Here is a 12,937-nt window from a genome sequence, read left to right as displayed (position 1 = left end):
GCTCTGCCGGACTTCGGGGCCCCACGCCACGCCACGCGACGGACGCCGGGCCCGCGCCGCGCCACCGATGCCGGCCCCGTGCCACGAGACGGACGCCTGCGCCGTACCGCGTGGCCGATGCCGGCCCCGCACCGCTCTGCCGGACTTCGGCCCCGTGCCGCTGCGAGGTGTTCCGCCCCGGCCCTGCGCCGTCCTGATGTCGCCGTCCGTCGGCGGCCCTCGGTGTTCCCGGCCCGCCCCTCCCCCGGTGCCCACGCACCGGGAGAGGGCGCCGGTGGGCTGCTACTGCTGCGGGTGGTGGGCGGGGACGGGTGGGAGGTCGCCCGTGGTCTCGTAGGAGGTGAGCATGTCGATGCGGCGGACGTGGCGTTCGTCGCCGGAGAACGGGGTGGCGAGGAAGGTCTCGACGAACTTCGTCGCCTCCTCCTGCGTGTGCATGCGGGCGCCGACCGCCACGACGTTGGCATTGTTGTGCTGGCGGCCCAGCGACGCCGTCTCCTCGCTCCAGGCCAGCGCCGCGCGCACGCCCTTCACCTTGTTCGCCGCGATCTGCTCGCCGTTGCCGGAGCCGCCGATCACGATGCCGAGGGCGCCCTGGTCGGCGGCCGTGCGCTCTGCGGCGCGCAGGCAGAAGGGCGGGTAGTCGTCCTGGGCGTCGAAGATGTGCGGGCCGCAGTCGACGGGCTCGTGCCCCGCCGCCTTGAGCCATTCGACGAGGTGGTTCTTGAGTTCGTAGCCCGCATGGTCCGAGCCGAGATACACGCGCATGCGTCGAGTGTGACACGGGGGCGGTGAGGCGGCCGCGCCGGGTACGGGGTGTGAAAACACTGAGTGAAACTATGGAACCTCAGGAAAAGCTCAAGTAACGATCCGAAATCAAAGGTTCCTGTATTCGTTCACCTCCGTTTCACTGGTCCGGCTCGTACACCGCTCGTACGAGGAAGTGCACGACCGGCGCAAAGGAAAACACCCCCCATGACTTCGCAGCCGACTCTGACCAAGGCCGTGGACGGCCCCGGGAAGCCCGGCGAACCCGGGTCCGGGCTCCAGGCCGGGCTCAAGAACCGCCACCTGTCGATGATCGCGATCGGTGGCGTGATCGGGGCCGGACTGTTCGTGGGCTCCAGCTCCGGCATCGCCACCGCCGGCCCCGGCATCCTGCTGTCGTACGCCCTCGTCGGCACGCTCGTGGTGCTGGTGATGCGGATGCTCGGCGAGATGTCCGCCGCCAACCCGACCTCGGGTTCCTTCTCCGCGCACGCCGACCGGGCGCTCGGACCCTGGGCCGGGTTCTCCATCGGCTGGCTGTACTGGTTCTTCTGGGTCGTCGTGCTCGCCGTGGAGGCGACGGCCGGGGCGAAGATCCTGGAGGGCTGGATACCCGCCGTGCCGCAGTGGGGGTGGGCGCTGATCGTGATGGTCGTGCTGACCGCCACCAACCTCGCCTCGGTGGGGTCCTACGGCGAGTTCGAGTTCTGGTTCGCCGGGATCAAGGTCGTCGCGATCGCCGCGTTCATCGTCGTCGGCGGACTGGCCGTCTTCGGGCTGCTGCCGGGTGTGGACAGCGAGCAGGCGGGGCTGGCCAATCTGACGGAGCACGGCGGTTTCCTGCCGAACGGGGCGGGAGCGATCCTGACCGGTGTACTGCTCGTCGTCTTCTCCTTCATGGGCAGCGAGATCCCCGCCCTGGCCGCCGGTGAGTCCGAGGACCCGCAGCGGGCCGTCACCAAGGCGACCAACAGCATCATCTGGCGTATCGCCGTCTTCTACCTGGGCTCCATCTTCGTCGTGATCGCGCTGCTGCCCTGGGACTCGCAGTCGATCATCGACAAGGGGTCGTACGTCGCCGCGCTGGACTCCCTCGGGATCGCCAACGCCGGTCAGATCATGAACTTCATCGTGCTGACCTCCGTGCTGTCCTGCCTGAACTCCGGGCTCTACACGGCCTCCCGCATGGCCTTCTCGCTCGGTCAGCGCGGTGACGCGCCGGGGGCGTTCGCCCGGACCACCGCGCGGGGCGTGCCGCGGACGGCGATCCTCGTGTCCGTGGTGTTCGGTTTCGTCGCCGTGTTCTTCAACTACGAGTTCCCGGACTCCGTCTTCCTCTTCCTCGTCAACTCCTCCGGCGCCGTGGCCCTCTTCGTGTGGCTGGTGATCTGCTTCTCGCAGCTGCGGATGCGGAAGATCATCCAGGCCGAGGCGCCGGAGAAGCTGGTGGTGCGGATGTGGCTGTTCCCGTACCTGACCTGGGCGGCCGCCGCCGTGATCGTCTTCGTGCTCGGCTACATGCTGACCGACACGGAGCACAACGGGCGTACGACCGTGCTGCTGTCGCTCCTCGTCGCGGCGCTGGTGCTCGTCGTCGCGTTCGTCAAGCAGAGGGTCACCGTGCGGAAGGCCACCGAGCGGGAGGCCCTCGCCGGCGAGGACTGACCGCCGGGATCGGCGCACGAGAAGGGGCCGGCCCGGTCGCGGAAGCGATCGGGCCGGCCCCTTTCGGTGTCCGTGCGGCCGTCTACTTCTTGTCGGCCAGCTTCCAGGCGGTGGGCAGCACGCCCATCGCCAGCGCCGCCTTCAGCGCGTCGCCGATCAGGAACGGCGTCAGGCCGGCCGCGATCGCGGCGGTGAGGGACATGTCGGCGGCGAGGGCCAGGTACGGGACGCCGACGGCGTAGATGACGGCCTCGCCGAGCAGCATGGTGCCGGCCATGCGCAGCATCGAGCGGTCGGCGCCGCGGCGGGCCAGGGCGCCCACGACGGTGGCGGCGAGCAGCATGCCGAAGACGTAGCCGAGGGACGGGGCGCCGACGCCGGAGCCGCCCTCCGCGAACCACGGCACGCCCGCCATGCCGACCAGGGCGTACAGCGCGAGCGAGAGCAGGCCGCGCCCGGCGCCGAGGGAGGTGCCGACGAGCAGCGCGGCGAAGGTCTGGCCGGTCACCGGGACCGGGGAGCCGGGGACGGGCACCGCGATCTGGGCCGCGACGCCGGTGAGCACGGCACCGCCGGCGACCAGCGCGACATCCCGGACCCGGGAGGAGGGGATGAGGTCGGCGAGGACCTGGCCGGAGCGGGTGGGAAGGGCAGCGGTGCTCATGGGGACTCCGCGGGTGGTGTGGACATGTCGGGACAGCGCGACGCTATCCCAGCGTGCCGGACCCGATCACCAGCAGCGCTCGACAAAGGGTCGATCGGCGCCTTGGTGGGCTCCCGACAAAGACGCGGCATACACGTGGTTGCGGGTGATATCGGTCACCGTGGCGGGGAGGTGAGCGTCACCCGAGCATCACCTGGAAGCGGAATCCCGTATTCGGATGATCACGTTCCGTATCGGCGGCGTCCATATCGTGGGCAACCGCTGTCGCCGACGGGCGCCACCCCGGAGACTGTGGGCGTTTTTGCCCCGCCCCCGCCCCCCACGCATTGGACGAGCCGCCCCATGTCCAACAGCACCACCACCAAGGCGCCGCCCGAGTCGCACGACGACGCCTCCCTCTCCCACGGCCTCAAGCAGCGCCACCTGTCGATGATCGCCCTCGGCGGCGTGATCGGCGCCGGGCTGTTCGTCGGCTCCGGGGCCGGCATCGCCGCCGCCGGGCCCTCGATCGTCGTCGCCTACACCCTCTCCGGCCTCCTCGTGATGCTGGTGATGCGGATGCTGGGCGAGATGTCGGCCGCGTACCCGTCGTCGGGTTCCTTCTCTGCGCACGCCGAGCGGGCGATCGGGCCCTGGGCCGGCTTCACCGCGGGCTGGGCGTTCTGGGTGCTGCTGTGCACCGCCGTCGGCCTGGAGGGCATCGGCGCCGCGGCGATCGTCCACGGCTGGCTGCCGGGCACGCCCGAGTGGGTGTGGGTGGCGCTGTTCATGGTGGTGTTCTGCGGGACGAACCTGGCCGCCGTGAAGAACTTCGGCGAGTTCGAGTTCTGGTTCGCCGCGCTCAAGGTCGGCGCGATCACCCTGTTCCTGGTGCTGGGCGTGCTGGCGATCGCCGGTGTCCTGCCCGGCACCGACTCCCCCGGCACCTCCCACCTGAGCGACTTCCTGCCCAACGGCGGCAACGGCCTGATCATCGGCCTGCTCGCCTCGGTCTTCGCCTACGGCGGCCTGGAGACGGTGACCATCGCGGCGGCCGAGTCGGAGAACCCGGTCAAGGGCGTGGCGAGCGCCGTGCGGACGGCGATGTGGCGGATCGCGCTGTTCTACATCGGCTCCATGGCGGTCATCGTGACCCTGGTCCCCTGGGACTCCCCCGAGGTCGTCGAGAAGGGCCCCTACGTCGCGGCCCTCGACGAGTTGGGCATCCCCGGCGCCGGTGAACTGATGAACGTCGTCGTGCTGGTCGCGCTGCTGAGCGCGATGAACGCCAACATCTACGGCGCCTCCCGCATCGGCTACTCGCTGGTCGAGCGCGGGCAGGGCCCGAAGGCGCTGGGCCGGGTGTCGGGCGGGGTGCCGCGGATCGCGGTGCTGGTCTCGTCCCTCTTCGGCTTCGGCTGCGTGCTGCTCAGCTACTGGCGGCCGGACGACGTCTTCGCCTGGCTGCTGAACATGATCGGCGCGGTCATCCTGGTCGTCTGGATCTTCATCGCCGTCTCCCAGCTGCGGCTGCGGCGCCGTCTGGAGCGGGAGGCGCCCGGGAAGCTGGTGGTGCGCATGTGGGCGTACCCGTGGCTGACGTGGGTGGCGCTGGCGGCCATGGCCGCGGTGTTCGTGCTGATGGCCCGCGAGCCCGACACACGGGTGCAGCTGTACTCGACGGGCGGCATGACGCTGGCCCTGGCGGCCACCGGCTACGTCTGGCAGCGGCGGCGGGCGCGCGGCTAGCCGCCGCGGGCCTTCGGGGCCCGGCGTGACGCCGGTCCGGGTGCCGGCGCCGAGCAGGGCGACGGCACCCGGAAATCGGCCTCCGGCGCGCACCCGCACCGGCCGCTTCGCAGCACTCGGCCCCGCCGGGCGCGAGCCCGGCGGGGCCGAGAGGAGTCTCCCCGCTATGACGGGGGGCGGCCGTTACGCCGCCGAGTACCCGAAGTAGTTGCCGTTGGCCGGGAGTCCGCCCTGGCCCGGCTGATACGTGGTCGCGGGCCTGCTCGTGCCGCCCGCCACGACGTTCGGGAACGGCAGGACGTGCAGGGCTCCGGTGGCGGTGGGCCCGTAGGGCATACCGGCGTAGAGGTTGCGCGGGGTGAAGTGGATGCTGGTGCCCAGCTTGTCGCCCTCACCCGGGGAACCGGGGATGCCGTCGCCGTCGCCGGCCTCGACCCACAGGTCGTTGGCGCCGACCCCGCCCATCAGCGAGAAGGTGTGGATGGCACCGGCGTCGGCGACGCCCGCGAGATCCTCACCGGGGACGCCCACGGCGACCTTCAGGGTGGCGGCGGAACCGACCTCCCGGGGCGCGGTGTTGACCGCGCTCAGGGCCGAACCCACGCCGTCACCGGCCTCGATCGTGCCGGAGCGGTCGTCGGTGCTCGTGCCCTGGTTGAGCGCGTGCATGTAGTCCCAGGTGCCGTCGGCCTCGATGTGCACGAGCATCACGTTGCCCGCGCCGGCCCGCTGCGCGCCGCCGGTCTCGGCGGCCAGGGCCTCGCCGGGCGAGCCGATCGCGAGGATCGAGTCGGTGGCCGTGGCCGCGCCGGACGGGCGGTAGGCGACCAGCGCGAGGGCCTGGGCGAACTTGTCACCGGCCTCGGCGCCGCCGCTGATCTTCTCGTTGTCCTGGTCCATGCCCGTGACCACGGTGGGCCGGCCGTCGGCGTCCAGCTTGTGGCTGAGCACGGCCAGGTTTCCGGCGTTCGCGTCGCCGCCGATGGCGTCACCGGGAGCGCCGATGGCGATGAAGTTGGCGTCACCCGTGACGGACGTGCCGAAGGCGTCGCCGGCCTCGGACGCGCCGGGGACGTCCGCGGTGTCCTGGTTGATGTCGATGTTGGTGTCACCGTGCACGTAGTAGGCGCCACCCGCCTTGGCGAGCGAGCCGAGCGCCTCGCCCGGCGTGCCGATCAGGATCCACGGCTTGCCCTCGGCGGTGGTGCCCGCGGCGAGGGAGACGCCCATCCGGTCGCCGCTCTCGGGCGTGGAGGAGCCTATGGCGCCGTTGCCGGAGCCCTGCTCGAAGTGGCGGGCGGCCGGGCCGCTGCCGAGGCCGTTCTCGCCCCCGAACAGGATGTCGACGAAGCCGGCGTCGACCGCGCTGCCGACGTTCTCCTCGGAGGCGGTGACGACGAGGTCGGTGTAACCGTCCTCGTTGTAGTCGACGGTCGCGAGGTGGCCGCCGAAGTGGTCCCCGGCCTCGGCGCCGCCGGGCACCCAGTCGAGGTCCTGGGTGATCTCGGCGGTGCCCTTGCCGCCGCCGTGGACGACACGGACGAGACCGGCGGTGGTGTCGCCGCCGACCGTGGCCATGGGGTCGCCGATGGCGATGTCCTCGACGGCGTCGCCGTTGAAGTCGGCGATGCGGGTGGCGCCGACCTTGGCGTCGATCCAGGAGGCGAGGTCGTCGACGCGCGCGATGACGCCCGCGGTGGAGGTCTGGGTCTCGTCGGTGCCGAGGCAGCCGCCCTGGAAGGACTGGCTGTTGAGGCCGACGAGCTTGCCGCCGGAGACGACCGGACCGCCGGTGTCGCCCATGCAGGCGGCCGCGCCGTCCTTGCCGGTGACGCCCGCGGAGGTGGCCGCGGTGGAGTCGACGGTGTAGGTGCCGGTGTGCAGCTTCAGCGGCGCCCATACGGTCTTCGTACGGCCGTATCCGGCGAAGGTCAGCTCCGCGCCGGCCGCGGGCGCGGTGGTGGCGAGCTGGACCGGGGTCACGTTGGTGACGGGCCGGTTGAGGCGGGCCAGGACCACGTCGCGGTCCGTGCGCGGCACGATCTCGACGACGCGGCGCTCGGCGCCCTGCGTGCCGGAGAGGTCGGAGCGGCCGATGACGGCGGTGGTCGCCTTGGCGGGGACGCCGGCCGGGACGGCGAGCGAGGCGGCCGGGTTCTCGGCGAAGCAGCTGGCCGCCGTGAGCAGCCATTCGGCGTCGACGAGGACGGCGGAGCAGCCGCGGTCGTGGGCGCCGACGGTGATCTGCGCGGTGTAGGCGTGAGTGGTGTCCGAGTCGGCGACCGGCGTGCCGCCGGTGACGGCGACGGCGGGTGCCGCGGTCAGCGCGAGCGACCCGGCGGCCAGGACCGCGCCGAGCGCGGCCAGCCGGGGACGTCTTATGGAAGACATACGAGTGGTTTCCCCAATCACAGGGTGACGTCGGTCAGTTGGTGACGCGGATCTCGACCAGGACGTGGTCCCGGCCGTCGACGGACTCGCCGACGCCCGCCCACGTGTCCGCCGGGATGTCGTACTCGACCTGGTCGCCCTCGGCGGTCATCTCCAGGTGAGTGTTGGCGGAGTCGTCCGTCTTGACTCCGTGCACCGCGGGGAGTTCGAGGGTCAGCCAGCCCTCGTCGGCGGTGACCTTGAAGCAGACGTCGTCGTGGTCGCGCGCGAGGAACTGCAGGAGGTCGCCCCCGGCGGCGCAGTCGGCGAGCACGATGTGGCCGTCGCCGCGCTTGAGGACGATGTTCTGCTCGGCCAGGATCTTGTCGGCGTTCGGGTAGTTGTAGTCCTCGACGGCGTAGCCGGGCGCGGCCTCGGCGACGGTCTCGGTGGAGGGCACGGCGGCACCCGCGCCGCCCTGGGCGAGCACGGCCCAGGTCAGGGCGCCGGCGGTGGCCGCGGCGCCCAGAATGCGCACGAGCGTGTTGCGTGACTTCATCTCAGTCCTAGAAATTCGACAGCTCTTCGGGTTCAAGCCCCTTATCGAAGCGGGCACTTGGCGAATACGTCCAATTCCTAAAACGGACAGAAATCGGGCAACCGGCGAGTTCGGGCCGTGATCCGCGTCACGCCAGGAAAGGGTTGTAGTGATCTTGACAACGACTTCGTAACGGCTCGCGGGGCAAGCCGTCGAGAGGCGCCCGGGAAAGCGGAAGGGCCGCGGAGAAAACCCCGCGACCCTACCGTCCTACGCCATCAGGGCGATCGATCAGCTCGCCCTGTCGAATTTCTGGGTGATCGGACCGTCCGGATCGAAGTGGAAGAACAGCGTGTCCTGATCGTCCACGTAGAGCTGGATTCCGCCGGTCTTGCCGAGCCCGCCGTCCTCGATCCCCAAGTACACGAAGTCGTTCATGGTGGCCGAGTCCTCGAACTCCCAGTTGCCGTGGAAGTCGACCGGATCCGCGCCCTCGCTCAACGTCACGCCGGCGGCCGAGAACGTGCCCTCCGCCGACAACTCGATCTTCCCGCCGTCGTCGCCGCGGTACACACCGGGCAGCTTCTCCGGGTCGACCGCCGCCGAGCACCCCGAGACGAGCACCGCGGAAGCGGCGAGCGCGGCGAAGAGCCACCGCCCGCCCGCACCCTCACGCATCACGGCCCCAGCGTCACGTTGAACTCGATCACCTGGGTCGTGCGCGACAGCGGCCCGTCGTCACCGACGACCTTGTCGACGAACGCGCCGACCGTGCTGCTCCACAGGTCCGTGTACCCGATGACCGGCGGGTGCGTCGCCGACTCGATGTCCGATTCGTTGTACGCGGTGTAGCGCCAGACGACCGACCCGTCCGGGTTCTCCCGGATGGGGGTCATACGGATGTCGTGCGAGCCCATGTACGTGTACACGAGGTTGCCGGTGTGCCCGGCCGTGGTGAGCGTCCCGAGGTCCCTGATGTACTTGCCGACGCCCTCCCACTGACCGAGTGAGTAGTCGTTGTAGTAGGTGTGGCCCAGTTCGTAGTTCCCGTTCTGCTGCCTCTCGAGGAAGAAGTCGAGTACCTCCTGGACCTTCGGGTGCTCGCGGTAGGTCTGGGTGAACTCGTCGTCCGGGCCGAAACACATCGACCTGGGGCCGTCACCGGTCAGCCAGCTCCACCCCAGCTCCCACGGGTTCGTGTTGTTCCGGTGCGTGATCGGGTCGCCGAACGGCGTCAGGCAGCTCTCCGCGCCCGGCGGCAGGCCGTTCGTGTCGTTGATCGGCACCTTCGAGTTGTCGATCGCGTCCTGGAACGCCTGCTGGATGGCGGCCTTGATGTACAGGTTCTTCGCCTCGGTCGCGGCGATGGCGGCCTCGTCGCGGGACTTGCCCGCCGCGAGCGCCGCCTGCCGTGCGGCCGTCGCCGACGCCTGCGCGTCCGCGGCGTAGCCCGCGGCGACCACGCCGGAGCGCGCGGCCCGGCCCGCCGCGTTCCGCGCCACCCTGCTCGCCTCGCGGGCCACGGCGGCGGCGTTGGCCGCGGTCTGCGCGGACTTCGCGGCGGACGCCGCGGAGGCTTCGGCGGCCGTCGCGTTCTGCCGGGCCTCCTCGGCGGAGGCCTTGGCGTCGGCCGCCCAGCCCTCGGCCTTGTCGGCCCAGTCGGACGCCTTCTGCGCCTCCGAGCGGGCGAGGGCGGCCGCCTCGGAGGCCCGTGCCGCGTCCTCGAGCGCGTTCTGCGCGACCTTGGCCGCCTGCGCGATCGCGGCACGGATCGCGCTGATGTGCGTGGCGTGGTCGTGGTCGATCCGCGCGAACTCGTGCTGCGTGGTGCCGATGAACTGGCGCAGCATGTGCGAATCGCCCTCGAGCGCGACCTTCGCCGCGGCCTGCACGTACGGGCCGCCGGTCGTCAGGAGCGTGGTGGCCGCCACCTCGTCGTCCTCGTGGACGGCCGCGGGGAGCTCCACGTGCAGGAAGTGGTGCAGCGCCTCGGCGGTGCCCTTCTCGAGTGCCGCCTCGCCCGCCTGCCGTACCGCCCTGCCGGTGGCGTCGTCGGCGAGGAGCGTGGTCACCTCGACCTCGTTGTCGTCCCTGGCCGCCTCGACCGCACCGGTCTCCAGGAACGCCTTGATGGCTGCGGCGTCCTCGGTCTGCAGCGCCGCCGCGGCCGCGGCGGCCACGTGCTGCGTCGAGATCGCGGCGACGGCCGCGACGTTCTCCGCGTTGTCCTGCTGCAGGGCGAGGACGCGGTCGGCCTCGATCCACCGCAGTACGTCTTCGTCCGACCCGGCGAGGGCGTACTGGGCCGCCCCCCGGGTCCACGTACCCGGCCCCTCGAGCAGCTGGACGGCGGCCTGCCGCCCCTTGTCCACGGCCTCACCGGTCCGGCCTCCTGCGAGTGCCGCCTCCATCGCGGTGATCAGCGTGACGAGTTCCTCGGACAGGCGTGCTTCCTGGGTGCGCTCCCGGTTGGCGCGCGCCAGCTCGTCGCTCTCGGTGACCGCCTGCTGCTTGGCGACCTCCATCGCCTCCGCGGCCTCCTCGTTCAGCCGCTCGATCTCGGCTGCCCGGGCCTCCTGCTCGACCGCACGCGCCTCGGTGACCGCCTCGTACGCCTTGTTCGCGGCGTCCACGGCGGCGTTGGCGGCGGCCGTGGAGCGGTTGGCGTAGTCCACGGCTTCGCCGGCGTGCTCGGCCGCTTCCTCGGCGGCCGCGGCGGCCTTCTCGGCGTGGTCGGCGGCGCTGTTGGCCGCGGCGGACGCGGTACGCGCGGCGGCGGCCGACCGCGCCGAGAGGGTCGAGGCCCGGCTCGCGGCCGCGGTGGCGCGGCTCGCGGCGGCCTCCGCGATGGCGGCCTGGCGCTGTGCCTCGGCGGCCTCGGACTGCGCGGCACCGGAGGCGACGGCCGCGTCTGCCGAGGCGCGCGCGGCGGCGGCCGAGTTGATCGCGGCGCCGGCGGCGGCGTTGCCCGCGTCCCTGGCCGCTTCGGAGGCGTACGAGGCGAGCAGTGCCTTCGCGGCCACGCTGCGCACCCAGCTGACCATCTTCCGCGCGGCCTGCGCCGCCTGGTTGGCGGCCTCCGCCATGTTCGCGTTCTTGGAGGCGCTGATCGCGGCATGGTACGCGCGTGACGCGGCGCGCCCCGCCGCCGCGGCGGCCGCCGCGGCCGCGTTCGCCGCGGCCACCGAACGCCGGGCCGCGGCCTGCGCCGTACGCGAGGCGGACACCGCGGTGGTCGCGGCCGCCGCGGCGCCCTGGGCCGCGCGCGCGGCCTTGTTCGCCGCCCGGGCGGAACGCTGCACGTCCTGTTCGGCCGCCTGCGCCTCGGCCTTCGCCTCCAGCGCGGCCGCCTTGGCCTTGGCGGCGGCCTGGACCGCCTGCTCGGAGAGTTCGACCGCCTCGTCGGTCTTGCGCTCGGCGCGCCGTCCCTCCGACTCCACGATCTTGACCAGCTGCTGGATCTCGGCCGACTCCTCGTCCCGCGCCCGGGCGATGTACTGCCCCGTCGTCAGGAACCACTGGATCGCCCGCGGCGATCCGTCGTCGAGCGCCCGCTCCGCGTACTCCCGCACCTGCGGCGAGGCGGTCACGAGGATGGAGGTCACCTGGACGCGCTGGTCCTCGTCGTGTGCGTCGTACTGCCCGCTGCTGAGGAAGTCCCGCAGCGCGAAGTCCGTACCGGCCTCGATCGCCTCGGCGGCATCGCGCTTGACGGCCCTGCCGCCGTGCGCGTTGACCGTGGTCACGGCCACTTGGAGGTCCTCGGACACGGCCGTCGCGAAGCCGCCCTCCAGATAGGCCGCGACCGCCGCGTCGCCGCCGGACAGCGCCTGCCCGATCCCGGCGCGCGTGGCCTTGCCCGCGGTGACCAGGGCCTTGCTGAGCGTGAACCGGTTGTCCTCGGCCGTGGCCGCCGGCAGCCTCTCGGCGAGGAACGTGGTCACGGCGTCCGCGTTGCCCACGAGCGCCGCCGCCGCGGCCGTACGCACCGCACGGCCGCCGGTCTTGTACGCGTGCACCACCTTGCCGCGGTCGGTGTCGGGCAGCCGTGTACCGCCGTCGGCCGCCGCCGTGTCAGCCGCGTACGCGGGCCGGGGCCCGAACACCCCGAGAGGCAGTGCGGTACCTGCCGCGATCCCCCCGAAAATGGCCAGTGACTGGCGTCTGCTGAATATCTGTCGTGATTGTGACATCACGACTCCCTTCTCGATTACGAGGGGAAATCTCGCCGCCCCCCTGCGGTACAAGTCCCTTATCGAAGCCGGGGCTTGGTGGACTCGTCCAATGCAGAAACCGGGCAGAGATCAGGTAACCGTCGAATATCCATCGTGATGTACATCACAGGCCGAAAAGGTTGTAGCGATCGCGATAAAGAATTGATAGAGACCCCCGGCGGCGACACGCCCGGCCACCCCCTCGGACGACCCCGAGCCCGCTCCTGCTGCTAGCGTGCACTTGCAAGTCCTTTGCAATAAGAGGTCGGAGGGGATCCGCCATGCCCGTCTACACGCTTCCTGAACTGCCGTACGACTACTCCGCGCTGGCGCCCGTGATCAGCCCCGAGATCATCGAGCTGCACCACGACAAGCACCACGCGGCCTACGTGAAGGGCGCCAACGACACCCTGGAGCAGCTCGCCGAGGCGCGCGACAAGGAGTCCTGGGGCGCGATCAACGGCCTGGAGAAGAACCTGGCCTTCCACCTGTCCGGGCACATCCTGCACTCGATCTACTGGCACAACATGACCGGTGACGGCGGCGGCGAGCCGCTGGCCGCCGACGGTGTGGGGGGCCTCGCCGACGCGATCGCCGAGTCCTTCGGCTCCTTCGCGGGTTTCAAGGCGCAGCTCACCAAGGCCGCCGCGACCACGCAGGGCTCCGGCTGGGGCGTGCTGGCGTACGAGCCGCTCAGCGGCCGGCTGATCGTCGAGCAGGTCTACGACCACCAGGGCAACGTCGGCCAGGGCGCCACCCCGGTCCTGGTCTTCGACGCCTGGGAGCACGCCTTCTACCTCCAGTACAAGAACCAGAAGGTCGACTTCATCGACGCCATGTGGGCCGTCGTCAACTGGCAGGACGTGGCCAGGCGCTACGAGGCCGCGAAGTCCCGTACGAACACGCTGCTGCTGGCGCCGTGACCGGCTGAGTTCCCCAGTCGTCCTGCCTCGTGATCGTCTTCTCACCCTTCACGGCGGCAGGCGGAAT

Annotated in this window: 9 protein-coding genes; 3 read left to right on the top strand and 6 right to left on the bottom strand. The window is 71.4% G+C overall.

Annotation, left to right across the window (positions count from 1 at the left end):
- Positions 1–282 precede the first annotated feature (282 nt).
- Positions 283–768 carry a ribose-5-phosphate isomerase gene (locus KUM03_RS26020; RefSeq protein ID WP_217251808.1) on the bottom strand — a complete coding sequence of 162 codons (486 nt, stop codon included), beginning with the start codon at positions 766–768 and terminating at the stop codon, positions 283–285.
- Between the two features lie 207 nt (positions 769–975).
- On the opposite strand from KUM03_RS26020, the gene KUM03_RS26015 reads away from it, so the two are divergent.
- A complete protein-coding gene (locus tag KUM03_RS26015) occupies positions 976–2,433 on the top strand; it encodes an amino acid permease (RefSeq protein ID WP_217251806.1) in 1,458 nt (485 codons plus the stop codon).
- An 82-nt stretch (positions 2,434–2,515) separates the two neighbouring features.
- Here the strand turns inward: KUM03_RS26015 and KUM03_RS26010 are convergent, their stop codons facing one another.
- Complete coding sequence (locus KUM03_RS26010) at positions 2,516–3,097, bottom strand: biotin transporter BioY (RefSeq protein WP_217251804.1); 582 nt, start codon at positions 3,095–3,097, stop codon at positions 2,516–2,518.
- Positions 3,098–3,439: 342 nt separating this feature from the next.
- Here KUM03_RS26010 and KUM03_RS26005 point away from each other — a divergent pair, with 342 nt between their 5' ends.
- Complete coding sequence (locus KUM03_RS26005) at positions 3,440–4,825, top strand: amino acid permease (protein ID WP_217251801.1); 1,386 nt, start codon at positions 3,440–3,442, stop codon at positions 4,823–4,825.
- 183 nt (positions 4,826–5,008) lie between these two features.
- Here the strand turns inward: KUM03_RS26005 and KUM03_RS26000 are convergent, their stop codons facing one another.
- The 4 genes from KUM03_RS26000 to KUM03_RS25985 all read right to left on the bottom strand — a co-directional run bounded on the left by KUM03_RS26000 (position 5,009) and on the right by KUM03_RS25985 (position 11,839).
- The gene (locus tag KUM03_RS26000) at positions 5,009–7,216 is read right to left on the bottom strand and encodes a trypsin-like serine protease (protein WP_217251799.1); all 2,208 of its coding nucleotides are present in this window, start codon (positions 7,214–7,216) and stop codon (positions 5,009–5,011) included.
- 34 nt (positions 7,217–7,250) lie between these two features.
- Positions 7,251–7,754: a hypothetical protein gene (locus KUM03_RS25995; protein WP_217251796.1), complete on the bottom strand. Its 504-nt coding sequence runs from the start codon at positions 7,752–7,754 to the stop codon at positions 7,251–7,253.
- A 270-nt stretch (positions 7,755–8,024) separates the two neighbouring features.
- Positions 8,025–8,411: a hypothetical protein gene (locus KUM03_RS25990; RefSeq protein WP_217252994.1), complete on the bottom strand. Its 387-nt coding sequence runs from the start codon at positions 8,409–8,411 to the stop codon at positions 8,025–8,027.
- Complete coding sequence (locus tag KUM03_RS25985) at positions 8,411–11,839, bottom strand: ALF repeat-containing protein (protein ID WP_308406417.1); 3,429 nt, start codon at positions 11,837–11,839, stop codon at positions 8,411–8,413. Before KUM03_RS25985 ends, KUM03_RS25990 begins: the two co-directional genes overlap by 1 nt.
- 389 nt (positions 11,840–12,228) lie before the next feature.
- Between KUM03_RS25985 and KUM03_RS25980 the strand changes: the two genes are divergently transcribed.
- Positions 12,229–12,870, top strand: a complete 642-nt coding sequence (locus KUM03_RS25980; RefSeq protein WP_217251793.1) for a superoxide dismutase — start codon at positions 12,229–12,231, stop codon at positions 12,868–12,870.
- Positions 12,871–12,937: the final 67 nt, after the last annotated feature.

It is taken from the genome of Streptomyces sp. AC602_WCS936, assembly GCF_019049125.1.
Taxonomy (GTDB): Bacteria; Actinomycetota; Actinomycetes; order Streptomycetales; family Streptomycetaceae; genus Streptomyces.
Note: the sequence above shows the minus strand (reverse complement) of the source record. Positions and strands in the feature narration are given on the sequence as shown.

Bases quoted from the DNA above. Each gene is read 5' to 3' on its own strand.
- KUM03_RS26020 (WP_217251808.1), bottom strand. From the start codon at position 768: ATGCGCGTGTATCTCGGCTCGGACCATGCGGGCTACGAACTCAAGAAC.
- KUM03_RS26015 (WP_217251806.1), top strand. From the start codon at position 976: ATGACTTCGCAGCCGACTCTGACCAAGGCCGTGGACGGCCCCGGGAAG.
- KUM03_RS26010 (WP_217251804.1), bottom strand. From the start codon at position 3,097: ATGAGCACCGCTGCCCTTCCCACCCGCTCCGGCCAGGTCCTCGCCGAC.
- KUM03_RS26005 (WP_217251801.1), top strand. From the start codon at position 3,440: ATGTCCAACAGCACCACCACCAAGGCGCCGCCCGAGTCGCACGACGAC.
- KUM03_RS26000 (WP_217251799.1), bottom strand. From the start codon at position 7,216: ATGTCTTCCATAAGACGTCCCCGGCTGGCCGCGCTCGGCGCGGTCCTG.
- KUM03_RS25995 (WP_217251796.1), bottom strand. From the start codon at position 7,754: ATGAAGTCACGCAACACGCTCGTGCGCATTCTGGGCGCCGCGGCCACC.
- KUM03_RS25990 (WP_217252994.1), bottom strand. From the start codon at position 8,411: ATGCGTGAGGGTGCGGGCGGGCGGTGGCTCTTCGCCGCGCTCGCCGCT.
- KUM03_RS25980 (WP_217251793.1), top strand. From the start codon at position 12,229: ATGCCCGTCTACACGCTTCCTGAACTGCCGTACGACTACTCCGCGCTG.